Source organism: Sciscionella sediminilitoris (genome assembly GCF_000737195.2).
Lineage (GTDB): Bacteria > Actinomycetota > Actinomycetes > Mycobacteriales > Pseudonocardiaceae > Sciscionella > Sciscionella sediminilitoris.
In genome coordinates, this window is sequence record NZ_JALM01000022.1 from 33354 (window position 1) to 57079 (window position 23726).

Genomic DNA, 23726 nt, shown 5'->3' on the forward strand with positions numbered 1-23726 from the left:
AAATATTTCACTGTGAGTCGAAATGGTCGAGACAGCGGATACCCGAGTGGCGAACCGGTCCAGCGTGCTCGCCGTGCTGCTCGCCTCCGGGCGACGCAGCCGGCCTGAACTCGGCCGGGCGACCGAACTGAGCCCGGCGACCGTGTCCAGGGTCGTCGAGGACCTGCTCGAGGAAGGCCTCATCCGGGAGGGCGCGCCGGTCGAGACGGGCAAACGCGGCAGGCAGGCCGTGGCGCTCGAGGCGGCGACCGAGCGCGGCGTGGCCTGCGGGGTGGACCTCGGCGGCACCACCTGCCGGCTGCTCGGCACCGATCTGGTCGGCGGCGCACCGCGATACACCACCGATGCCACCCCGCAGGGCAGCACCGCGGGTGAGCTCGCGGACTGGCTCGCCGAGCGGATCGACGGACTCGCCGTGCAGGCCGCCAACGCCGAACGGGTGATCGTGCTCGGCCTGCCCGGCGCGGTCGCCGCGGACGGGAGCACGGTGCGCGGCGCGACGAACCTCCCGCAGATCAACGGCACCGAATTCACCTCCCGGCTGCGCGAGCGACTCGGCGGCACCGTCACCTTCGACAACGATGCGAACCTCGCACTCGAAGGAGAACTGCGCCATGGCGCGGCGAGCGGGGCACAGGACGCGGTCATGTTCACCATCGGCCACGGGTTCGGCGCCGGTGTCGCGCTCGGCAGGCGGGTGCTCGGCGGGCGAACCGGGCTCGTCGGCGAGTTCGGATTCCTGCCCTTCGAAGGGGAACCGGTGGAGCGACTGGTCTCCGCGGAGGGCCTGATCGAGAACAGCAAGAGGACCCGGTACCCGGTCACCACCGCAGAAGAACTGTTCCGCAGCCAGAAATACGCGCACCGCCCGGTGCTCGAACAGTTCGAGCGGGCGCTCGGTTTCGTGCTCACCGCGGTGACTATGGCCTACGAACCGGAACTCGTCGTACTCGGCGGGCGGGTCTCCGAATCGATCGGCGCGGAGATGCGCGAACGGATCCGCGCCCGCGCACAGGACGGACTCCCCGAATGCCCGCGGCTGGTCCCCCCGGAACTCGGCGACCGAGCGGGCGCGATCGGCGCCGTGGCCCGGGCGCTCGCCGTGCTGCACACCCGGTTCGGGGTGGAGACGGACACCGCACTCGCACTCGGCACCACGCTCGATATCGGGCTGCTGCTGAACAACACCCCACTCAACGAAGAAGGCAAGCCATGTTCCTGAACCGTCTCCTCGAGAAAAACCCCCGGCTGCCCAGCGCCGCCATCGAGGCACATCAGCGTGGCGAACTCCCGGCGAACACCTACGTGCTGGACACCGACATGATCGCGCGCAACGCGGCGGTGCTCGCCGAGGCGGCCCGGGGCAACGGATTGCACACCTATCTGATGGCCAAGCAGTACGGCCGCAATCCGGACGCGAGCGAGGCGGCCATCGCGGCGGGGCTCGGCCCGGTCGTCTCGGTGGATCCGGTGTGCACCTACGCGGCGCACCGGCACGATGTACCGGTCGGCCACGTCGGTCATCTCGTACAGCCGCACCGGGGAAGTGAGGGGTTCCTGCTCGACGCGCACCCCGAGGTGGTCACCGTGTTCTCCGTGCCCACCGCGGAACGGATCGGCGCGGCCGCGCGGGATCGCGGCATCGAGCAGGCCGTGCTACTGCGGGTGCAGGCGCCCGGGGACCGGTTCTACTTCGGCCACGGCGGCGGCTTCGCCCTCGCGGACATCGAGCGCGAAGCCAAGGCGGTGCAGGCGATCGAGGGGATCCGGGTCGCCGGAGTGACCAGCTTCCCCTGCCTGCTCGCGGACGCCGAGGCCAGGCGCATCGTGACGACGCCGAACGCGGGCACCGTGGCCGAGGCCGCGGATCGCTTGCGCACGGCCGGTTTCCCGATCGAACAGGTCAACATGCCGGGCACCACCTCGGCGCGTACCCTCCCCGAGCTCGCCGCGGCCGGGGCGACCCACGTCGAACCAGGCAACGCGGTGCTCGGCACCACACCGCTGCACCTGTTCGAGGATTCCGCCCCGGAACTGCCCGCGATCGTCCTGCTCAGCGAAGTGTCGCATGTGGACGGTGAAGACGCCTATGTGTTCGGCGCGGGCTACTACATCGACAAGGTGCTCGGGGAATTCCAGCTGACCGCGGTGGCCGGGCGCGATGAGTCCGCATTGGACACCGTGCTGAACGTGGACACCGCGGACGACGGCGCGATCCACTACTACAACGTGTTGTGCGGGGCGCGCAAAGCCGGGATCCGCGAGGGCGACTCCGTGGTGTTCTGTTTCCGCCCGCAGAGCTTCGTCACCCGCGGGCGCACCCTTGCCATGACCGGACTGCGCGCGGGCGCACCCGTACTGCGCCCGCGCTACGACCAGGAAGCGAACCTGGTCGCCGAGCCGGTCTGAGCGATACCCGAGGAGCCGAGAAATGTCCGGAAAAGATCCGACCAAACTGCGCGGGAACACCCTCTCGGTGTTCAGCGCAGTCGCCATGTGCATGGCGTTCATGGGACCGGCGACCAGCGTCGCGTTCAACACCGGCCAGGCCGCGAGCGGGGCGGGATACGCGGTCCCGCTCTCCATCCTGCTGGCCATGATCGCCTGCCTGCTGGTGGCGAACACCATCGCCGGATTCGCGCGCAAACTGCCCACCGCGGGATTCGCCTACACCTACAACAGCCACGGATTCGGGCCGAGCGGCGGATTCCTGTCCGGCTGGCTGCTGCTGCTCACCTACGGCATGGTCGGCCCGATGCTGTTCGCCGCGCTCGGCAACTACAGCGCGATGTTCGTCAAGGAGCTCTCCGGGGCCGAACTGCCCTGGCAGCTGTTCTCCGTGGTTTTCGTGCTGATCGTGTGGGTGGTGAACTCGCTCGGGGTCTCCAGTTCCGCGCGCACCGCACTGGTCTTCCTCGTACTCGAGGTCGGGGTGCTGCTCGGGCTCGCCGCCACGATCCTGGCCAAGGGCGGGGACGCGGGCATCTCGCTCGCCCCGTTCAACCCGATGCATTCGACGAACGGAATCGGCGGGATCGGCACCGGGATGCTGTGGGGAATCCTGATGTTCATCGGTTTCGAATCGGTTTCCACGCTCGGCGAGGAAGCCAAGAGCGCGAAACGCAGCATTCCGCTCGCCCTGTTCAGCGCGGTGCTCGTGATCGGTGTTTTCTACGTTTTCATGACCTACACGGCTTCGATCGGTTTCGGCCCGGAAAACGCGCACGCGATCGCCGCGGATTCCCCGTGGAGCGCGCTCGTGCACCGTTATTGGGGAATCACCTGGATTTTCACGCTCACCGTGCTGATCAGCCAGTTCGCGAACGTGGTGTCCGGTTCGAACGCGATCGTGCGGGTGCTGTTCTCGATGGGCCGCGAACACGTGCTCCCTCGGCTGCTCGGCAGGGTGAGCAAGCGCGGGGTGCCGCAGTTCGCGATCACCGCATACCTCGGATTCGCGCTGGTGTTCACCATCGGAGTGGGCAGTGCGATCGGGGCGCTCGGGGTGTACAGCTTCGCGGGAACCCTGCTCGGACTCGGCATGGTACTCATCTACATGCTGATGAGCATCGGGCTCATCCGGTTCTACTATCGCAAACACCGGGATGAATTCTCGGTTTTCCGGCACGCGGTACTTCCCGTTTTGACCGTGGCACTCATGTTGCTCCCGATATACGGCCAGCTCATTCCGTTCCCCGGATTCCCGGACGGGCTCGCCCCCATATTGTTGGTAGCCTGGATGATCATCGGCGGTATCTATCTGGCGATCGCCAAACGCAAACGACCGGAAGTGCTCTCCGCGATGGGGCGGGTGTTCGAGGAAACCGAGGAAAAACCGAACGATGAACGAACCCCGGCCCGTACCTGAGCCACTCGTCGCCGTGGACATCGGCGGCACGAAAACGGTGATCGCGTGCGAACCCTTCGGCACCGAACGGCTGCCCACGATGGACGCGGGCGAGGACGGTCCGAGTGCGCTACGCAGGATCCTGCGGATCACGGCCAAACTGCTCTGCGACACCGGGCACGCGCACATCGGGATCGTGTGCCCGGGGCATGTCACGGCCGAGGGCATCGCGCTCTCCCCGAACCTTCCCGGCCTCGAACGGTTCGACCTGCCCGGCGCGATCCGCGCGGAACTGCCCGGGCACACCGTCGCGCTCGGCCACGATGTGCGCGCCGCGGCGCTCGCCGAACTGCGCACCGGGGCGCTGCGCGGAGTGGATCCCGGGGTGTACCTGAACCTCGGCACCGGGGTGTTCGCCGCGCCGATCCTGGACGGGCGGATCCTGACCGGGGCCAACGGGTTCGCCGGGGAGATCGGCTACGCCAGGATTCTCGGCGACCCGCGAATGCTGGAGGAGATCGTGGGCGGTGGCGCGCTCGTGGCCGCGGCCGGGCGGGGAACCGGGGATGGGGACCTGACCGCGAGCGCGATCCTGCGCTCCACCGATCCCCGGCTCGCCGCGATCGCCGGCGAGGCGCTCGACCGGCTCGCCGAAACGCTCGCGCAGCTCGTACTCGTGCTCGACCCCGCCGTGATCGCGGTCGGCGGCGGGCTCATGTCGACCGGATCCGCGCTGCTCGAGGCCCTGCGCACCCGCCTCGCCGCGCTCGGCGCCGACCGGTGCGAGCTGCGCGCCGCCGCCTACACCCAGGACGCGGCGCTGCGCGGGGCCTTCACCCTCGCCGAGGAGGCGCGCACCGGGCGGCTTCCCGGCTGGGCGGTCCGCACCGATGGCCAGAGCCCGGCAGATCGGTCATAGTGGACCCATGTGCCGAAACATTCGCGTCCTGCACAACTTCGCCCCGCCCGCGACCACCGATGAGGTCGACGCCGCCGCGCTGCAGTACGTGCGCAAGATCAGCGGAACGACCCGCCCCTCCGCCGCGAACCAGGAAGCCTTCGACACCGCGGTGCGCGCGGTCGCCGAGGCCACCCAGACGCTGCTCGACCAGCTGGTGACCAAGGCCCCGCCGCGCGATCGCGAGGAGGAGGCCGCCAAGGCACGCGAGCGCGCGGCGAAACGTTTCGGGACCGCTTCCTGAGCCTGCCCGAGCCTAGGTCAACAGCACGAGCGCACTGGCGACGAGGGCCAGTTGTGCCACGCTGTAGAGCTGGTAGTCGATCCGGTCCCCGCGCCGCCCCCGGTGCAGCGCGGCGTGCGCGGCGGTGCCCCAGCACAGCGCGGTGAACACCGCCGTGATGACCGCGATGACGGCCGGAGCCGCGCCGCTGTCCCGGAACAGCAACAGCCAGGCGAGCACCGGCCAGGCCAGCATCATCACGATGAACCAGGCCCGGACCGGGCGCGCGCCGAGTACCAGTGCCAGGGTCCTGCGCCCGATCGCGCGATCGCCCTCGATGTCGCGAATGTCCTCGATGGGCAGCGGGAGCACGAACAGCAGCGCGCACCCCAGCACCCAGCGCCAGCCCGTGCCGTCCAGCGGGTGCGCGATGGACCAGCCACCGGCCAGCTGCGCGCAGACCCCGAGGACCATGATCCACGGTTTGACGTACAGGTAGTGGCGCTGCGCAACCCTGCGGTGGAACAGCGTGATACTCGCCGTCCAGATCGCCGCGCACAGCAACGGAATCCAGCCGCAGCACGCCGCGATCACCAGGTACAGCACCGATCCCGCCACCGCCCTGCGCCACATCCCGGTCTCGGTGACCAGTCCGGCGGGAATGGGCCGGTAGGGCTTGTTGATCCGGTCCTCGTGCGCGGCCGCGGCCTGGTTGCTCGCATCGACCACATAGATGAACAGCACCGACCACAGCAGCGATCCCAGTACGGAACCGGCCAGGGCCACCCCGCCGAGCCCGTAGCGCAGGGCCGCGACCACGGTGAACGCGAGCGGGGGCAGCGCGCTGATCACGATGTTGTCCGCGAGCAACCGGGCGGTGATGCGCAGCTCCCGCCGCACCGGGCCGATCGTGGGCGGGGCGGGGGAACTCGGTACCGAGGTGACGGGCATTCCGCCATGCTGTCCGTCCTGCGGCACCGAATCCAAGCTCCGGTTCCGGGAGACGGAACGGTCGTGAGACGGAACGGTCGTGGGGCAGAACAGCCGCGGCTAGGTCCTGGTGCGCGGGCGGACCGCGTTCGCCTTGTCCACCAGGGCGATGCGTTCCTCGGCGGTACCGGCCAGCCGGGCCAGCGAGCGGTAGTGCCGCTCCAGCCCGAACCGCAGATCCCGGTCATCGAGCGCGCAGCCGAGCACGGTCGCCGCGCCGTTGCCCGCATTGGGTTTGCCCGCGGCGACCCAGTCCCGCGCCGCGGTGAGCACATCCGCGCTGATCCGGTGCCTGCGTTCGGCGTCGATGCGCAGCCGTTCGAGGCGCTGCCCCGCGGCCACCAGATCGGCCTCACGCAACCGGTCGGCCGAGGACGCCTTGGTCCGGGTGGTGATCGCGACCAGCTGCGCGATGACGTAGTGGCTGGACCGGTCGGGCACGGATTCGAGCACGTCCAGCGCCCCGGACCGGTCGCCCTGGGCGAGGTAGACCCGGGCGAGCCCGAAGGCAGCGGAGACGTAGTTGCGATCGGTGCGCCAGACGAGCTCGTACAACCGTGCCGCGGCGAAGAAGTCCCCGCAGTACTCCACGCTCACCGCGAGCGCCAGCTTGGGCGCGAGTTCACCGGGAACGAGGTCGTAGACCTGGTCGAAGAACTGCCGCGCGTCCCTCGGCCGCCTGCTGGCCAGGGCGAGCAGTCCGCGGTTCCAGTTGATCCGCCAGTCCGGGGGCAGCTGGTTGCCGTCCTCGTCCACGTTGTTCGCCTCGGCAGCGGCGAGTTCCTGGGCCGCCGAGTAGAGCTCGCCGAGTTCGATGCGGGCCCGCGCGCGCCACAGCGGGGCCTCGACGGAGTCCTCCGGGGCACCGCGCAGCACGTCGAGCAGTTCGCGCGGTTCGCTGCCCGCGGCCGAGGACACCAGGCCCGCCGCGGGATCGGAGGTGTCCGACTGCGGGACCGGGAGCGCGGCGATCACATCGGACCACTCCGGCGGCGCGGGGCGTTCCCCGTCCCAGCCGTGCAGCATCTCCTCGGAACCGAAGGTGCGCAGTTCGGGGCCGAACTGGGTGGACCGGCCGGGCCGTTCCTGTCCCGAGGACAGCGCCAGCACCTCGCGCAGCACACCGACGAGCTGGTCGGACATCTCCTCGGCGGAGGCGAACCGGTTGTTCGCGTGCTGGTGGGTCGACCGGCGCAGCAGCCGGTAGTAGGACTCGAACAGGGAGAACAGCGGCACTTCCTTCGGCGAGGGAAGGCTGTACTGGTACCGCTTGGTGTAGCCGGAGAAGTCGAAGGACAGCACCGCGAGCATCCGGCCGACCGTGTAGATATCGGACTGCACGGAGGGCCCGTCCGAGGCGAGCTCCGGTGCGGCGTACCCGGTGGTGAAGAAGATCGGGCTGGTCATGTCGTCGATGCGGCGCACGGCACCGAGATCGATCAGCTTGAGCTGGTCGTGGGTCTGCAGCACGTTGTCCGGCTTGAGGTCGCTGTAGAGCAGCCCCACGTTGTGCAGATAACCGAGCGCCGGAAGGACCTCGAGCGCGTAGGCGATCGCCTGCGCGGGCGGCAGCGGAACGGTCTTGCCGCTCTCGTCGGTGTGCGCGAGGGCGAGCTCGCGCAGCGACTGACCGCCGACGTACTCCATGACGATGTAGCCGACCTCGCGCCCGGTGTCCGGATCGGGGTGGCGCACGAAGTTGTAGATCTTGACGATGTTCGGGTGCTCGACCTCGGCGAGGAACTGCTGCTCGGCGACGGCCGCGGCGAGCGCGGAGGGGTCGCCGGTGTCGATCAGTCCCTTGAGCACCACCCAGCGCTCGGAGACGTTGCGGTCCTTGGCCAGGTAGATCCAGCCGAGACCGCCGTAGGCGAGGCAGCCGAGCACCTCGTACTGCCCGCCGACCACCTCGCTCGGGCGCAGCTTGGGCAGGAAGGAGTAGGCGGTCCCGCAGTTCGGGCAGGTGCCGCGGGCACTGGCCCTGGTCTCCCCTTCGGAACGGGCGACCGGCTTTCCGCAGTTGCCGCAGTAGCGCTTGCGTTCGGCGACCACCGGGTTGGACATGATCGCCGAGGACGGATCCCGGTAGGGCAGCCGCGCGACCTCGACCAGCCCGGCCCCGATCCGCATCCGCTTCGAGGTGCGGGTTCCGCTGCCACGCCGTCCCCTGGCCCGGCTGCCGGTGGAACCGCGCGAGGAGGACTCGGACTGCGATTCGCTGCCGCGCCGCGACTGGGATCCGCGCGACTGCGGCCCCTGCGAACCACGGCTCTGCGACTCCCTGCTCTGGGACTCGCGGCTCTGCGAACCACGGCCCTGGGACTCACGGCTCTGGGACTCACTGCCCCGTTCGTGTTTGCCGCGGCCCTGGTCCGGGCGGATCACCGTGGTCGCGTCCGGGGGCTGCGGCTGCTGCCAGGGCGGCGGGACCGGGGCTTGCTGCGGTGCCGGTGGCTGCTGCGGAGCCGCGGGCTGCTGCGGCGCCGGAGCCTCCTGCTGGGGCACATCGGAGCGCACCGGCGGCGCGAACGCGGTCGATTCCGGGGACAGCGGCGCCTGGCGGGGCTGCTGCGGGCGCACGACCGAGGTCGGGCGCACCATCGAGGTCGGGGTCGGCTCGGCGATCGCCGGGCTGCCGGTCCCCTGCTGCGGACCGGTTTCCGGGGTGCCGCAGGAATTGCACACCCCGCCGACGATCTCGCCGAAGCATTCGGCACGGACACAGCGGGCCATCAGGTCTCCTTCGGCGGTTTCCCGGCACCCGGGTAGTGCGGTGCCGGTGGTTCGGGTTGCGGGCCGAGCCGGTCGCCGATCCAGCGGGCGTAACTTCCCGGCCAGGTCTGCTCCCGGAACTGGTCGAGCACGCCGTTGACGAACCGGACCAGGTCCCCATTCTGCTTGCCGACACCGACAGCGTAGGGCTCCGACTCCTGTTTCGGGCCGACGATCGCGGTCTTCGGGTCCTGCGCGGCCATCCCGGCGAGGATGGAGTCATCGGTGGAGATGCCCGCGACATCGCCCTGCTGCAGCAGCACCAGGCAGTCCGCCCAGTCGTTCACCGCGACCGGAACCGGTTTGCCCGGCGTGTTCGCGATGGTGCGCAGCGAGGTGGATCCCTTGGCCGCGCACACCTTGCGCCCGCCGAGGTCGGCGAGCGATTTCGCCCCGCTCGCCTTGTCCACGAGCAGGCGCTGCGCGGCCGTGTAGTACACCGAGGAGAGCCCGATCTGCTTCTTGCGCGCGCAGTTGGTCGTCATGGTGCGCACCACGACATCCACTTTGCCACTGCGCAGCGCGGGCACCCGCTGGTCGGAGTTGATCACCACGAACCGCACCCGGTCGCGGTCCCCGAACAGGGCCTTGGCGATCGCGTGCACGACATCGATGTCGAAGCCCTCGATCACCCCGGAGCGGGGATTGCGGTACCCGAAAAGATAGGTGGTCTGGTCCACGCCCGCGGTCAGATAACCCCGCTGGGCGATCCTGGCCATGGTGGAACCGCGCGGCATCTTGCCCGGCTCGGGCAGCTTGTCCGGCGGCCGCTGGCTCACCGTGGGATCCCCGCAGCTGGTATCGGTGCCACTGTCCGCGGGCACCGCCTTCGCACCGACCAGCTGGCCGAGCGGATCCTTGGCCGGTGGCACCGCGCTGATGTCCACCGGCCGGTCCATCCCGGCGCATCCGGTGACGGTGAGCAGCAGCCCGCACGCAAACGCTCCCGCGAACGGCCGCGCCCTCACCGGTATTCCCGGATGCGTTGCCACAGCCCGCCCGCCGCACCGGCCGCGGCGACCACGCAGAGCACGATCACCCCGATGTCGAGCAGCAGCAGCGAGTTGTGCGCGGAGTTGGTGCTGCTGACGAACTCCTGGCGGGCCTTCTTGATCGCCGAGTCGAGCGCGGCGTCCACCTTGCCGAACTGGGTGGCCGCGCTGTCCGCGGCGGTGCCGACCGCCTGCTGGATGGCCTGCTTACCCTGACCGGAGGAATCCTTGTCCCGCAACGACTTGTGTGCCTTCAGCCAGCTGTTCAGGGATTCCCCCGCGGTGCGCACATCCCGTTCGATGGGGGTACCCGCCGCCTTGCGTTCCGCCGCGCCGATCAGCCCGCCGTTGCCGCCCTCGGTCTGCAGCTTGGCGATCAGGTCGTTGAACTCCTTCTCGTACTTGTCCGCGTCCTTCGCGACCAGGGCCAGGTTCTCGCTGCCGCGGGCCTGCACGGCGAGCAGCCGCACCCGGGACAGGTCCAGCATCTGCCCGGACCCCTGCTCCTTGCCCGTGGCCACGTGCAGCCCGGAAATGGTCAGCGCGGCCGCCGACCACAGCAGCATCGCGAGCACCGCGACGGTGGAGACGACCAGACCCACGTTGAAGGTCCGGTTGGTCCGGCTGCGCAGGTGCCGCTGCACCAGGATCAGCGCGATCAGCAGCAGCACGGTGAGCGCCGCGACCACCCAGGGCACCGCGCCCGCGTCGTCCTCCTCGCCGCTGAGCTGGGTCATCTGCTGGCCGTAGAGGATCTGCGCCGGTTCGATCATCGACTCGTGCAGCAGATTGCTGGCCTGCACCAGATAGGAGGCGCCGACCGGGAGACCCTGGCGGTTGTTCGCATAGGCCGTGGCGAGCTGGCCCGCGTACCGCGGCAGCAGGCTGGCCAGCTTGCGCGCGGGATCGTCCATGCCCGGGGTCTTGGTGGCGTCCCCGGCAGCGATCGCGAGCGCCCCACCGGCGACCTCGAGCGCGTGCTCGTAGTCGTCGTGCATCTTCCCGGCGTCCGCGTCACCGGAGAGGAAGGCCGCCGCCGCGCTCGCCTCGGACTCGGTCAGCGAGTGGTAGATCACCTGGCTCGCCTCGCTCATCGGCTCCCGGTGCTTGACCAGGTCCTCCAGCGAGGACTGTTTGCCGAACACCATCAGGCTGCCGACCACGCCGACCACCAGCGAACCCACGACGAGCCCGATCAGCATCGTGCCGAGCTTGCCGGGACTGGTCGCCGCCCAGGCCCGCACCGCGCGCACGAGCTCGGCGGGGAGGCTGATCAGCTTCGCGCGCTCCCCGGCGGTCGGTTCCTCCTCCGGCTGCGCCTCCGCCGAGGATCCGGGCTGGGACATCCCTGTCACCATTGCCTGCTCGCTGTGCTGGCCACGCTTCAACCCCACCCCTACGCGTATGGTCCCGTTCTTCGACAAACCTGGCTCTGGACAAACTAGTCGATGCTTCGACTCGCGTGGTGCGGACGTGCGCCTTCGCGACATCGAGGTATCGGATTGAGCACGCACTGTATCCAAATCGAGGCAACCTCACCACGGGGCCAGGCGTCCTTTGGGGTGAGTAAGACAAACAGGAGGAGGTCACCATGCGGTACCGCGTACTGCTCGCTGGTGGCGCCGCGGCCGCCCTGCTCGGGCTCGTCGGCTGCGGCCAGCTCGAGAACAACACCGCGTCGTCCCCGTCATCGTCGTCCCAGGCGCCGTCGTCCGCGCCGGCACCACCGAGCATGTCCGCCGAGTCGCCCACGCCCAGTACCTCGCCGAGCAGCTCCGGAGATTCCGCGCAGAACCCCGGCTCCCCGAGCACCTGCAAGGCCCCCGACCTGAAGCTCGCGCTCGGCACCGGGGACGCCGCGGCCGGTACCGCCTACCGCCCGCTGACCTTCACCAACAAGAGCAGCAAGCCGTGCACCATCCAGGGCTATCCGGGCATCTCCTACGTCGGCGGGGACAACGGGGCCCAGATCGGCCAGGACGCCAAACGGGTCGGCGGTAAGGGCGGGCCGGTCACCCTGCAGCCAGGTGCCTCGGCCTCGGCCAACATCGGCTTCGTCCAGGTGCGCAACTTCGACGCGAGCTCATGCAAGCCCACGCCGGTGCGCGGGCTGCGCGTCTACCCGCCGCACGACACCGCGGCCATGTTCGTGCCCACCGAGGGCACCGGCTGCGCGGGTGACACCCCTGATCCGCAGCTCACCGTCGCCACGGTGCAGCGCTAGAAACCCCGGTGGGGTGACCACGTTCCTGCCCTCGCTTTCGTGGTCACCCCGCCGGTCCCTCCTTCAGGACAACCGTCGGTCTGCTGCTGCCCAGAGCTGCCGCTCGGCACGCCAGGTCCAGTTCTCCGGCTTCGGCAGATCGCCGCGCAGCAGCGGGTCGGCGAACGCGATCACCTGCTCCAGAACCCGGTCGAACCGTTCCGGAAGGTGCTGGGCTTCCTGAGCGATTCGCCATCGCTGCCATCTGGCCTGGGCCCGCGACGCGTAACCGTCGAGCAGCTCGGCCAGCGGGAACAGCCGTGCACCACGGTGCTCGGCTACCGCACCGACGGCAAGCCGCAGCTCGCTCTCCGCGATGTCGTGGCGGCGAGTCAGTTGATACATATCGGCATAGTCGCGCCACCGCGTGTTCGTGGTGGACCGTTGCACCGCCGTGACCAGTTTCTCGGCGAGCACCATCGAGAGCGGATATCCGATCACACTGATAGGCGCACCACCCAGCAGCCGGGGAACCGCGATCTCCCGTGCGGGTGGCCGCACTGGATCACCCACGTTGAGATCGATGTGAAAGACCAGACGGGCCCGATCGAGTCTGCCCCGCACGGTGACCCGCACGCCGGTGTAATCCTCTTCGTCCCGGATCTGCCTCGCCACACAGGTCCCGGGTCGGCCTGCGCGCGTCGAAGGCAGCGAGCAGCATGCCGCCCTCGAGCACCAACTGTCCACGATGACGCGAACCCGCCAACCGAGCCAGGAATCCTTCGAGGGCGTACAGATAGAGCAATTCATCGGTGGTACGGCCGGTGGCGCGCTTGCCGCTGCAGTTCCAGGTACGCGCGCCCGGAACGGGAGGCATAGCCCGGTTTCGGGCTCATCGCATGATCTCGATCGTGCGCTCCAGTGCGGGAACGGTTCTCGGCCACCACGTGCTCGCCAACCGCAGCAACGTCGAGGGCTGTGTACCACGATCACGTAACCAGCGCCGGAGGGCTTCGAACGCGAGGTCTTCCCCCTCGGTATGCCGCAGCCGGAACATGTCGATCAGCGAGCGCTCGGCGTTGTAGAGACCGATCTCGGTATCGGCGATGGCGATCGTCTCCCGCCCGACCTGGAACCGTTCCGTATCGAACCGGTGCCAGTGCACCCGGGCCTGCACCGCCGGCGGACGGCGGCTCCGGGGAAGGGCGATGTCGATCTTGGGTGGAATGAAGTCGAGCAGACCATGCCACGCGAGAGCGGTCGCCAGGCACAGGGCACTTCCCGGCGCCCGGTGAGCGAGTTCGGTCAGATCGGGATCGTCGGCGGTGTCCTCGATCCGGCGAAACACCGCACGTCCGATCTGCTCCACCACTCCCTGGTCGCGGAGCCGGTAGACCTGATTCTTCGCCAGGCCAGCAGCACGGGCCTGCACATACGTGAAGCTCACGGGCAATGTTCTCGGCAACTCGGACATGTCTCCTCCTGGGGAGAAGTGTAGCCAGTGACCGCCCTAGTGGCCACATTTCTCCCCAGCTCCTTCAGGACAGCCTGATCCGGAACACCGGCAGCATCCGGCCCGGGATCGAACCCGATGGGGCGCTGCCCGCGGGTTCGGCGCCCATCGCCCGGTAGAAGCCCTCGGCGTTCGGATCGGCGGTCACCACCAGGCTCTGGAAACCGTGCTCCCGTGCCGCACGGACGGCGTGTTCCCACAGCATCCGGCCGAGCCCGGCACCGATCCGCGCCGGTTCCAGCCACAGGTTGCCGAGTTCCCCTTCGGGCGGGGTGCCCTCGATGTTGTAGAAGCCGAGGATCTCGCCGCCCGTCTCGGCGACGGTCATCCGCCGCGGTCCGAGTTCCTCGGGGGCGAAGCTGAACTCGACGGCGAACGCGTCGAGTTGTTCCTGGCTGTATCCCCAGTGCGCTTTCGACCGCAGCGCGAGCGCACCGAGCTGTTCCGCTTCGTCCGCGCGGGCCCCGCGGAAGTTCACCCCGTCCGTACCAAACACCGTCATCCGGGAACCGTGTCAGCTCCGCGGACCAGCCCGCCACCGGATTATCTAGCCGGACTGTTTGCCCGGCGAGGAGATCACCGGCGGCACGAACCGGCAGTCCGGAGTGCGCGCGTGCGCGGGATCGAGCGCGTTGAGCACGAGCTGCTGCGCGATCGGGTCGTAGGTGATCCCGATGTGATCGGTGAAGTCCTTCGCGCACACGTCCTGGAGCCATACGTTGTGCACGTTGGGGGCGGGAGCGAGGAACGCGCTCCGCGGCGGGGTGACCACATCGTCGTACTTGGTCTGGAGCACCGTGTAGTCGACACCGGGAACGGTCTCCCCGCCCTTGTTCAGATCCGCGAGGAACCGCGAATGCGTCTCCTGATCGTTGATCGCCGGCGATGGCAGCCCGATCAGATCCCTGGCCAGCGGGAACTTCTGGACCAGGCTGAGCAGGCCATAGAAGGTGGTCCCGTGGTTCGACGGAGAGAGCCCGATGAGCTTGCCGATCTTGTCCGCCCCGCCGAGGTTCTTGATCCAGTACCGCGGACTCATCCCGCCCTGGGAGTGCCCGACGATGTCGAGTTTCTTCGCACCCGTCGCGCGCAGCACCTTGTCCCCGAATTCGGCGAGCTGGCCCGCATTCCCCGCGACCGGGCCCACGGTCTGGATGAACGCGCCCGGCGAGCCGCCGATGTTCGTGCTGAACACGCAGTACCCAGCATCCTTGAGCCGCTGGGAGAGACCGGCCCAGTCGTCGTAGGAGTTCGCGATGGTGCCGTTCGACAGCAGCACCGGGTTCGGATGCGCCTGGCTCGGCTTGCAGTTCCAGTCATTGGTGCCCGGCGGCATGATCCGCGGATTGGGCAGCGCATAGGCACCGGCCGCGAGGATGTTCGGCTGTGGTGGACCGGTCGGTTCACGTTCCGCCGCGTTCGCCACCGCCCCGGTGCCGAGTGCCAGTCCGAGCGCCGCGGCGACCACCCCGGCGCGCACCACCCATCCACGCATACGCATGAGCCGACCTCCTCGTCAGGTGGTTAACCAACGAGTAGGTCGGCTCTGTGGTTACGCGGAGCTGCTAGGCGGCCACGATCCGGCGGAAGGAACCGGCTGCGCTGAGCTCGTAACGGCCCTTGGCGAACATCTGCGGTTCGCCGTCGAGGCTGCCCATGGTCGAGGTGCGCGCCTCGAGCGCGATCGGCTCGGTGCGCTGCTCCCCTTCGAACACCAGGCCCTCGGCCGAGGGGGTCGCGGTGACGTGGCTGAGCGTTTCCTCCTGGCCGTCCAGGCGCAGCTCGCCGTCCAGGTACAGCCGCCGGGTGACGGTGTCGGTGCTGTCCTCGCGGCGCACCCGCAGCGCGGAGCACTGCTCCTCGGCGAGCTCACCGCCGCCCATGAGCACGGTCGGGGCGATCACCCGCGCGCCCCAGTGCGCCGCGCAGCGCTCGGCACCGGCGAGCAGCGAGTCCCTGGTGACCACGACAAGGCCGACGTTCTCCGCGGCCGGGATCTGACCGAACGGCGGAAGCGGCGCGATGTCGACGAGGCCACCGGCTTCGGCGCGGGCGAGCTCGGTCAGCGCGGCACGCACCGCGCGGCTGCCCTTGTCGAAGCCGCGCACGATCGCGATCCGGGAGCTGGGATCGAACGGCGCGATGGCGCTCGACCGCGCACCGGTGAACAACCCGGCGACGGCGCCGACGAAGTCCTCGACGAACCGGTCGGCGGAAGCGCTTGCCATGACCGGGGATTCGCTGATCGTCAACTCCAGCTCCTGTCCTCGTACTCGTTTCCTCGACCCGACCCTAGCCAACGGGCTAGTCGCCACGCCGTACGGTCCGTCCTGGTGTGACGCGGATCAAGTCGGACGAGCCGGTAGATTCGTCACGGGGGTTCGGTCTTTTCGCGAAGGGATGTGTCGGTTTGTCGGCGAGTCAGGACGTTGCCGTATCCAAGGTCGAGGTACGCGACGAGGCGCACCGGCGCAGGACGTTCGCCGTGATCAGCCATCCGGACGCGGGTAAGTCCACACTCACCGAGGCACTGGCGCTGCACGCGCGGATGATCTCCGAGGCGGGCGCGGTGCACGGCAAGGGCAACCGGGGCGGGGTGGTCTCGGACTGGCTGGAGATGGAGCGCACCAGGGGGATCTCGATCACCTCGGCGGTGCTGCAGTTCTCCTACGCCGAGAAGGTGATCAACCTGCTGGACACCCCCGGCCACGCGGACTTCTCCGAGGACACCTACCGGGTACTGGCCGCGGTGGACTCGGCGGTGATGCTGCTGGACTCGGCCAAGGGCCTGGAACCGCAGACGCTGAAGCTCTTCGACGTGTGCCGCTACCGGGGTATTCCGGTGATCACCTTCATCAACAAGTGGGACCAGCCGGGCCAGGAGGCTCTGGCACTCTGCGATGAGCTCAGCGAACGGATCGATCTGCAGCCGATGCCGCTGACCTGGCCGGTCGGGGTCGCCGGCCAGTTCAAGGGGGTGCGCGATCTGCGCACCGACGAGATGGTGCGGTTCCAGCGCGCCCGCGCGGCCAGTGAGGCGGCGAGCGAGGAACGGCTGGACGCGGACACCGCCCTCGCCGAGGAGGGCGAGGAGTGGACCCGCGCGGTCGAAGAGGCCGAGCTGCTGCTCGAATCGGGCGGGCAGTTCGAGATCGAGCGCTTCCTGGACGGTTCGGCGACCCCGGTGCTCTTCGGTGCCGCGCTCGCCAACTTCGGCGTCCGCCACCTGCTGGACCTGCTCGTGGAACTCGCCCCGGAACCGGTGGAGCGGGTGGACGAGAAGGAGAAGGCCCGCGAGCTCGACGCGCCGTTCTCCGCGTTCGTGTTCAAGGTGCAGACCGGGATGGACCGCGCGCACCGCGACCAGATGGCCTTCGCCCGGGTGTGTTCGGGACGCTTCGAGCGCGGCATGGTGGTCACGAATGCCACCACCGGACGCCCGTTCGCCACCAAGTACGCGCAGCAGATGTTCGGCCAGCGCAGGGAAACCGTGGACATCGCCTACCCGGGAGACGTGATCGGGCTGGTGAACGCGAGCGCGCTGCGCGTCGGGGACACGCTCTACTCGGGAAAACCCACCGTGCGGTTCCCCGGACTGCCGAGCTTCGCGCCCGGTTTCTTCGCGGTGGCCAGGGTGCGCGATCTGGGCCGTGCCAAGCAGTTCCGCTCCGGGGTCGAGCAGCTCGCCTCCGAGGGCGTGGTGCAGGTGCTCCGTTCGGACAAGCGCGGGGACGCCGCCCCGGTGTTCGCCGCGGTCGGGCCCATGCAGTTCGAGGTGGCCTCCGCGCGGATGGCGGCCGAGTTCAACGTGGAGATCGAACTGTCCCGGCTCTCCTACAGCGCGGTGTGCCGCCTGACCGACCCGAAACAGCGCGCACTGATCGATTCCAGTGGCCGCGGCGAGGTGCTCACCCGTACCGACGGCACCGAGCTCGCCCTGTTCAACGACGACATCGCGATCAACGTGTTGCGCCGCCAGCATCCGGAACTCGCGGTGGAACCGTTGGTCGGCGCGGGTTCTTAGCTCCCTGGTCGAGCGGGAGATTGACGAAACTGGGTGCGTTCGGGTCGAGCCGCAGGTGTTGCGGTTTCGATTCGGGGTTGAACAGCGGCCCGAACATCTGCCCCTTCGGGAAGTTCCCCGCGAAGACGTCGATGCGGATCCGGTGTCCGGGCTGGATCACGGCATCGGTGGCGTTCAGCCCGACGTCGAGGCTGGTCGGTTCACCCGGTTTCGTCGGCTGGCGGTCGGCCAGATCGAGGGTGTAGTACGGATCGGTGTAGTCGCCGTTCGGTGATTTCTGGCTCTTCGCCTCGTCGATCTTGCGCAGTGACGCGGTGAGCTGGCCGGTGGTCAGTACCCGGGAGGCGCCATCGGGCGCGACATCGTTGACGGTCGCGGTCCAGTAGCCGTCGCGGGTGTCCTGCACGGTGTTGAGGTGCACGTTGACCGGACCGGAAAGCCGGGTCGGCGCCGTGGCCTCGGCACCGGTGAAGGTCAGCGCGGCGTGTTCGGCGATCCGGGAATCCTTGCCACACGCGTCGAGCACCCCGAGCACACCGGCCAGTTCCTGTGCCGAGTCACGGGAACACAGGGTCAGCGGGGTCGGCCCGATGGTGAGTTCGCGCGCCGTGGCCGGTTTGCTCGCGGTAAGGCTGCCGTCGTGCACGCTGCCCATGGTGGTGCCGCTGGCCCGATCGCTGAGGTACAGGCGCCGATACGTCATACCCTGGCGGGGGAAGGCCGGCGTGGTCGACCATTTTCCACCCTGTTCCTGCAGGGTGATCGGCCCGTATTTCTCGATGCCGTTGTCGATCCCCTTGAGCCAGTGGTCGAACCAGGCGCGCTGCAACACATCCAGGCGCGGCGGTGCCCCTTTCTTCCCGGCTCCGGCGCTGGTGGTTACGTGGTAGGTGTCGCCCATGACGAGTTGCTTGACGCCCGGCTTCAGCGGAATCCTGTTGTAGGTCCGGGTTTGGCTGTCGACGAACAGGTCGTGCCAGCCACCGGAGATCATGGTCGGAACATCGATCTTGTCCACCGGAGTGGCCAGATCCCTGCGCAGCGGGCTGTTCGGATCGACGACGTCCTTGAGCAATCCCGGCGGATTGTTCGGATCGCCGCCCGGCCAGGTGATGTCGCCGATGACGGAATCCAGGAAACTGGCCGGATCGGCGAGGCGGTCGAGCAGCCAGCGCACATCGAATTTCCCGTGCAGAATATCCTCGATATTGGGCGCCCATTTGATGGCATTGACCGCGGCCAGCCAGAACGGCAGGAAACCGACACCGATGCCGCCGCCGGGAATCACCACATCGCGGATCACATCCGAACTCGGCACCACGGGGAAGATCGCTTTCAGCGCCGCCGGACGTTTGCTCGCGGCCTGGAGCTGGTTGATACCCGAATACGAGATACCGGTCATCCCGACCTTGCCGTTCGACCAGGGTTGTTTGCTGACCCAGTCGATGGTCTCGATGCTGTCCTGCTGTTCGCGTTTCTGCAGCAGATTCCATTTTCCTTGGGAGCCACCGGTTCCCCGCACATCGACCACGACCTGCGTGTAGCCGCTGCCGATGAGTTTCGGATCCGGCCCGAACGAGCCCGCCAGCCCACCGCTGACGATCCGGAGCTGATCACCGAGCCCACTGAGCGGGGTCTTGTCGAGCCCATCGGCGACCTTGTCGGCCAGTTTCCCCAGCCCGGGATTCGCGTTGATCGCACCGGCGAGCGTATTCACGAACTTGGAATACGGCGTCATGTTCAGGATGACCGGGGTGCGGGTGTCCACCGGGCGCCCGGACGCGTCGGCCGGGCGGTAGACATCGGCCTTGAGCACCACCCCATCGCTCATCCGGATCTCGAGGTTCGACTGCTCGTGCATGCGCGGATATTTCTGCGGCCCATCGGCCGTCGCCGCCCACCGCGCGCCCTGGGCACCACCGTCCGGTGGCAGCGCCGCGGCACTCGGGGAGACCAGCATCGGGGCGACGAGGACCGCCACGAGCGGCGCCGCCAGAATCGTCCGCATCCTCGAGCCCACCGGGACCTCCTCGTCGCACAGGCGTTGCTACTCGGGAGTTAAACACGGGTGCACATTTCCGACAAGCGTTCTTGTCGGAAGATGCTCCAGAAAGGGGAGGACCCCTTCAACAGCGTGTTGTGCCGACGCAGCAGGAGAAACCGGCAGGAAAGCGCGGAGCTCTCGGTGAACCGATCGCTAGGCGCGAGCGGCGAGCAGGGTGTGCAGTGCCTCGGTGACCGTGGCACTGTCCGGAACCCGGTAGGCGGCCGCGCTCTCCCCCGCGCCGACCCGGACGCTCACATCCCGGTCGCCGCAGCGGGCGAAGGCGGCCTCATCGGGTTCGTCATCGCCGAAGTACACCACCGCCTCGGCCCCGAAATCGGTGCGCAGTCCGGCGAGCGCGTCGCCCTTGTCCTGGCTGGCCACGGTCAGCTCGACCACCTCGGCGCCGTCGATGACCCGCACTCCCTCGCGCAGCCCGAGGCCGCCGCGCATCCGTTCCCGGACCCAGCGCGAACCCGCGGCGTCCACCCCGCGCAGGTGCACGACGACCCCGGCTGGCTTGCGCTCGAACTCCGCACCCGGGGTGGCCGCGACGAGCGAGCGCGCCTCCTCGGCGAGGCGTTCGAGCTGACCGCGGCGCGCCGGATCGAGTTCCCGCTCCAGGTTCGGCCCGGTCTCCGCGCCGTGGCTGCCGATCAGCGCGACCGGGAACGGCAGCCGGGAGGCGAGCGCCAGATCCCGCAGTGCGCGCCCGGAGACCACCGCGGCCGCGGTGTGCCGCACATCCGCGAGCGCGCACAGGGCATCGAGTGCCCGCCGGTCCGGAGCCGCGCCCTTGTGCGGCGTGAGTGTTCCGTCGAAAGCTGTCGCGACGAGCAACCGGTCCACCCGCGCGGCCCGCCGCAGGGCCCCGTCGAGCCCGAGATGCGTGACTGTCGCCGAACTCATGTCAGCATCATCTCGTGCGTGATTCCGCCGAACACGCTGGCCCCTTCGGCGGCCGGGCCGACGGCGGCGCGCAGCGCGGTGAACAGTTCGCGCCCGGATCCCGCCCACTCCTGCTCGGGCGCCTGCCCCGGCACGCGCGCGGCGAGCGTCTCCGCGTCCACCTCCACATCCAGGGTGCCCAGCTCCGCGTTCAGCCGGACCAGATCGCCGTCGCGCACCAGCGAGATCGGGCCCGCGTCACCGGCTTCGGGGGTGCAGTGGATCGCCGCGGGAACCTTGCCCGAGGCCCCGGACATCCGGCCGTCGGTGACCAGGGCGACCCGGTGTCCCTTGCCCATCAGCGAACCGAGCGCCGGGGTGAGCCCGTGCAGTTCGGGCATCCCGTTGGCGCGCGGACCCTGATGGCGCAGCACCACGACCACATCCCGGTCGAGTTCGCCCGCCCGGTAGGCCTCGGCGAACGCCTCCTGGGTGGTGAACACCCGCGCGGGCGCGGCGATCACCCGGTGCTGTTCGGCGACCGCGGACACCTTGATCACCGCGCGTCCGAGGTTTCCGGACAGCATCCGCAGCCCGCCTTCCGCGGCGAACGGTTCGGCGACCGGGCGCAGCACCGCGGGGTTCCCGGATTCGCGGGCCACCGGGCGCCAGCGCAGTTCGCCCTCGCTCAGGCAGGGCTCCTCGCGGTATCGGTGCAGCCCGTACCCGGCGACCGTGTGCACATCCGGGTGCAGCAGCCCGGCATCGAGCAGTTCCCCGACCAGGAAGGGCACCCCGCCCGCGGCGGCGAAGTGGTTGATGTCGGCGATCCCGTTCGGGTAGATGCTCGCCAGCAGCGGGGTGATCGCGGAGAGGTCCGCGAAGTCGTCCCAGGTGATCCGGATCCCCGCGGCCGCCGCGATCGCGACCAGGTGCAGCGTGTGATTGGTCGAGCCACCGGTGGCCAGCAGCGCCAGCAGCCCGTTGACCACGGCGCGCTCATCGATGATCCGGGACAACGGGGTGTACTCCGGCTGTCCCGCACTCAGTTCGAGCACCCGCCGCGCGGCGAATTCGGTGAGCGCGCGGCGCAGCGGAGTACCCGGCGGGATGAAGCTCGACCCCGGCAGGTGCAGCCCCATCACCTCGACGACCAGCTGGTTCGAGTTCGCGGTTCCGAAGAAGGTGCAGGTGCCAGGCGAGTGGTAGGAAGCGGACTCCGCGGCGAGCAGTTCCTCGCGATCCGCGCGCCCCTCCGCGAAGGCCTGACGCACCCTGGCTTTCTCATCGTTCGGGATCCCGGAGGGCATCGGGCCCGCGGGGACCAGCATCGCGGGCAGGTGCCCGAAGGACAGCGCACCGATCAGCAGCCCGGGCACGATCTTGTCGCACACTCCGAGCAGCAGCGAGGCATCGAAGACCTCGTGTGCCAGCGCGACCCCGGTGGCCATCGCGATCACCTCGCGGGAGAACAGCGACAGTTCCATACCGGGACGGCCCTGGGTGATCCCGTCGCACATCGCGGGCACCCCGCCGGCGAACCGGGCCACCCCGCCGTGCTCGCGCACGGTGTCCTTGATCCAGGCGGGGAACTCCTCGTAGGGCTGGTGCGCGGAAAGCATGTCGTTGTAGGCGGACACGATGCCGACACAGGGCACCTGGGTGCCGCGCAGCGCGCTGCGGTCGGAGCCCGCGCAGGCGGCGAAGGCGTGCGCGAGATTGCCGCAGCCGAGGTTGGCCCTGCTCGGCCGGTCACTCGCCGCACGGGCCATGCGGTCGAGGTAGGCAGCGCGGCTCGGCGCACTCCTGGCGATGATCCGTTCGGTCACCTCGGCGACCACGGGGTGTATTGCGGGCTGATCCGTCACGTCAGCTCTCCTCTGCCTCGATCGGTCACGAGATCGATTCAGGGTAAAAGTATACCTAATCAGCGGGGTTGAAGACAGCGTCGCTTCTTTATCGATTGATGAAGATCGCTGGTACCCGCGGTGTACTCGGGCACCCGATCAGGGGCGCACCCAGATCTGGTGCCTGCCGGTCTCCGCGCGTGCCTGCGGGGCGCGGTCCTCGGTGCGCACCTGCCGGTACCCGAGCTTGCCCGCGATGGCCGCGCTCGCGTGATTGGCCGCATCGCAGTGGATCTCGACGCGCTCGATGTCCGGCATGGCGAGCGCGGTCTCGGTGAGCACCCCGGCCGCGGCGCTGATGTTCCCCTTGCCCGCGTGCGCGCTGTGCGACCAGTAGCCGAGCTCGATCGCGCCGGGTCCGATCCGCCGGTGCAGGCCGAGCACCCCGAGCAGCGCCCGTTCCGCCGCGTCGAACAGGACGAACTCCAGCACCTCTCCGCTGTCCCAGGTGGAGTCCGCCTCGGTGAGCCGGGTGCGCTGACTCTCCGGCTTCGCCGCTTCCGGCCCGGCCCACGGCATCCAGTCGGTGAGCTCGGCCAGGCTGGCGGCCACGGCTCCCGCGATCGCTTCGGCGTGGGCGGGACGGGCGCGCAGCAGCACGCGCCCGGGCAGTTCGATGCGTTCGGGTGACGGCATGCTCCCACTCAAGCACCGCTGTCGAACCAATTACCAAGAAGGCCGAAAAGGGCAGCCTCGAGACGGCATCCGGTAGCGGAAGTACCTTTCGGCCGGATTGGTATCTACTGACGCAGCTGGAGTTGCGGCAGATCGTGGCCGAGCCGGTCGCGCTTGGCGCGCAGATAGGCGAGATTCCCCTCGTTCGCCGCGATGAGCAACGGCACCCGTTCGGTCACCGTGATCCCCGCGGCGGCCAGTGCCGCGCCCTTGTCCGGGTTGTTGGACAGCAACCGGACCGCCCCGATCCCGAGGTGGCGCAGCGCGGTCCCGGCGGGGCCGTAGTCGCGCACATCCACGGGAAGCCCGAGCGCGGTCGCCGAATCCACGGTGTCCAGCCCCTGTTCGTCCTGCAGGATATGCGTGCGGATCTTGGCGATGAGCCCGATTCCGCGGCCTTCCTGTCCGCGAAGGTAGACCAGCACCCCGCTGCCCTCGGCGACGATCGCGTCCAGCGCGGCATCGAGCTGGTCCCCGCATTCGCAGCGGGTGGCACCGAACACCTCACCGGTCAGGCATTCCGAGTGCACCCGGGCCAGCACCCCGTCTCCCGGTGTGCCGTGCACGAGTACCAGGTGCTCCGGTCCGTCCGCGTACTCCCGGAACGCGATCGCCCGGAACGCCCCGCGCCTGGTGTTCAGTGCCGATTCCGCGCTGTCCTGCCACCCCGTGGCTTCCTCCCGCATGCAC

General features: G+C 69.1%; 21 protein-coding genes. 7 read left to right on the forward strand and 14 right to left on the reverse strand.

Features of this window, described 5'->3' with window-relative positions; all coding sequences use genetic code 11:
• Positions 1-22: 22 nt before the first annotated feature.
• From AD72_RS11875 to AD72_RS11895, 5 genes are read left to right on the forward strand one after another with little or no spacing between them, the layout of a single operon-like run.
• Positions 23-1222: an ROK family protein gene (locus AD72_RS11875; protein ID WP_037345495.1), complete on the forward strand. Its 1200-nt coding sequence runs from the start codon at positions 23-25 to the stop codon at positions 1220-1222.
• Positions 1213-2409: an alanine racemase gene (locus AD72_RS11880; RefSeq protein WP_031466532.1), complete on the forward strand. Its 1197-nt coding sequence runs from the start codon at positions 1213-1215 to the stop codon at positions 2407-2409. The genes AD72_RS11875 and AD72_RS11880 overlap by 10 nt, the downstream gene beginning before the upstream one ends.
• 22 nt (positions 2410-2431) lie before the next feature.
• Positions 2432-3868, forward strand: a complete 1437-nt coding sequence (locus AD72_RS11885; protein WP_031466533.1) for an APC family permease — start codon at positions 2432-2434, stop codon at positions 3866-3868.
• A complete protein-coding gene (locus AD72_RS11890) occupies positions 3843-4766 on the forward strand; it encodes an ROK family protein (RefSeq protein WP_082468893.1) in 924 nt (307 codons plus the stop codon). The genes AD72_RS11885 and AD72_RS11890 overlap by 26 nt, the downstream gene beginning before the upstream one ends.
• Positions 4767-4773: 7 nt before the next feature.
• The gene (locus tag AD72_RS11895; protein ID WP_031466535.1) at positions 4774-5049 is read left to right on the forward strand and encodes a DUF2277 domain-containing protein; all 276 of its coding nucleotides are present in this window, start codon (positions 4774-4776) and stop codon (positions 5047-5049) included.
• A gap of 12 nt (positions 5050-5061) precedes the next feature.
• On the opposite strand, the gene AD72_RS11900 is transcribed toward AD72_RS11895, so the two are convergent.
• From AD72_RS11900 to AD72_RS11915, 4 genes are all read right to left on the reverse strand, one after another.
• Entirely contained in the window at positions 5062-5979 is a 918-nt protein-coding gene (locus AD72_RS11900; protein ID WP_156365143.1) for a UbiA family prenyltransferase, read from the reverse strand.
• Between the two features lie 99 nt (positions 5980-6078).
• On the reverse strand, positions 6079-8751 hold the full coding sequence (locus AD72_RS11905; protein WP_037345497.1) for a serine/threonine-protein kinase: 2673 nt from the start codon (positions 8749-8751) through the stop codon (positions 6079-6081).
• On the reverse strand, positions 8751-9758 hold the full coding sequence (locus AD72_RS11910; RefSeq protein WP_037345499.1) for a glutamate ABC transporter substrate-binding protein: 1008 nt from the start codon (positions 9756-9758) through the stop codon (positions 8751-8753). Before AD72_RS11910 ends, AD72_RS11905 begins: the two co-directional genes overlap by 1 nt.
• On the reverse strand, positions 9755-11128 hold the full coding sequence (locus tag AD72_RS11915; protein ID WP_051898522.1) for a hypothetical protein: 1374 nt from the start codon (positions 11126-11128) through the stop codon (positions 9755-9757). The genes AD72_RS11910 and AD72_RS11915 overlap by 4 nt, the downstream gene beginning before the upstream one ends.
• A 245-nt stretch (positions 11129-11373) precedes the next feature.
• Here AD72_RS11915 and AD72_RS11920 point away from each other — a divergent pair, with 245 nt between their 5' ends.
• Positions 11374-12006: a DUF4232 domain-containing protein gene (locus AD72_RS11920; protein ID WP_031466540.1), complete on the forward strand. Its 633-nt coding sequence runs from the start codon at positions 11374-11376 to the stop codon at positions 12004-12006.
• A 63-nt stretch (positions 12007-12069) separates the two neighbouring features.
• On the opposite strand, the gene AD72_RS11925 is transcribed toward AD72_RS11920, so the two are convergent.
• The 5 genes from AD72_RS11925 to AD72_RS11945 form a co-directional block, all read right to left on the reverse strand.
• Positions 12070-12660: a nucleotidyl transferase AbiEii/AbiGii toxin family protein gene (locus tag AD72_RS11925; RefSeq protein ID WP_051898523.1), complete on the reverse strand. Its 591-nt coding sequence runs from the start codon at positions 12658-12660 to the stop codon at positions 12070-12072.
• Positions 12661-12877: 217 nt separating this feature from the next.
• Positions 12878-13459, reverse strand: a complete 582-nt coding sequence (locus AD72_RS11930; RefSeq protein ID WP_031466541.1) for a type IV toxin-antitoxin system AbiEi family antitoxin domain-containing protein — start codon at positions 13457-13459, stop codon at positions 12878-12880.
• Positions 13460-13523: 64 nt separating this feature from the next.
• The gene (locus AD72_RS11935; protein WP_031466542.1) at positions 13524-14000 is read right to left on the reverse strand and encodes a GNAT family N-acetyltransferase; all 477 of its coding nucleotides are present in this window, start codon (positions 13998-14000) and stop codon (positions 13524-13526) included.
• A 45-nt stretch (positions 14001-14045) separates the two neighbouring features.
• Positions 14046-14999 carry an esterase/lipase family protein gene (locus AD72_RS11940; protein WP_031466543.1) on the reverse strand — a complete coding sequence of 318 codons (954 nt, stop codon included), beginning with the start codon at positions 14997-14999 and terminating at the stop codon, positions 14046-14048.
• 64 nt (positions 15000-15063) lie between these two features.
• On the reverse strand, positions 15064-15750 hold the full coding sequence (locus AD72_RS11945) for a hypothetical protein (RefSeq protein ID WP_031466544.1): 687 nt from the start codon (positions 15748-15750) through the stop codon (positions 15064-15066).
• Positions 15751-15908: 158 nt separating this feature from the next.
• Here AD72_RS11945 and AD72_RS11950 point away from each other — a divergent pair, with 158 nt between their 5' ends.
• A complete protein-coding gene (locus AD72_RS11950) occupies positions 15909-17522 on the forward strand; it encodes a peptide chain release factor 3 (protein WP_031466545.1) in 1614 nt (537 codons plus the stop codon).
• On the opposite strand, the gene AD72_RS11955 is transcribed toward AD72_RS11950, so the two are convergent.
• The 5 genes from AD72_RS11955 to AD72_RS11975 all read right to left on the reverse strand — a co-directional run bounded on the left by AD72_RS11955 (position 17458) and on the right by AD72_RS11975 (position 23722).
• Positions 17458-19542 (reverse strand): CocE/NonD family hydrolase, encoded by a 2085-nt coding sequence (locus tag AD72_RS11955; protein WP_231644797.1) that lies wholly within the window; start codon positions 19540-19542, stop codon positions 17458-17460. The two genes, AD72_RS11950 and AD72_RS11955, sit on opposite strands and share 65 nt — an antisense overlap.
• A 177-nt stretch (positions 19543-19719) precedes the next feature.
• Positions 19720-20475: a trehalose-phosphatase gene (gene otsB / locus AD72_RS11960; RefSeq protein ID WP_051898526.1), complete on the reverse strand. Its 756-nt coding sequence runs from the start codon at positions 20473-20475 to the stop codon at positions 19720-19722.
• Positions 20472-22322 (reverse strand): phosphogluconate dehydratase, encoded by a 1851-nt coding sequence (gene edd, locus AD72_RS11965; protein ID WP_031466548.1) that lies wholly within the window; start codon positions 22320-22322, stop codon positions 20472-20474. Before edd ends, otsB begins: the two co-directional genes overlap by 4 nt.
• Positions 22323-22460: 138 nt before the next feature.
• A complete protein-coding gene (locus AD72_RS11970; protein ID WP_051898527.1) occupies positions 22461-22997 on the reverse strand; it encodes a GNAT family N-acetyltransferase in 537 nt (178 codons plus the stop codon).
• A 104-nt stretch (positions 22998-23101) separates the two neighbouring features.
• Entirely contained in the window at positions 23102-23722 is a 621-nt protein-coding gene (locus AD72_RS11975) for a GTP cyclohydrolase II (RefSeq protein ID WP_031466550.1), read from the reverse strand.
• Between the last annotated feature and the right edge of the window lie 4 nt (positions 23723-23726).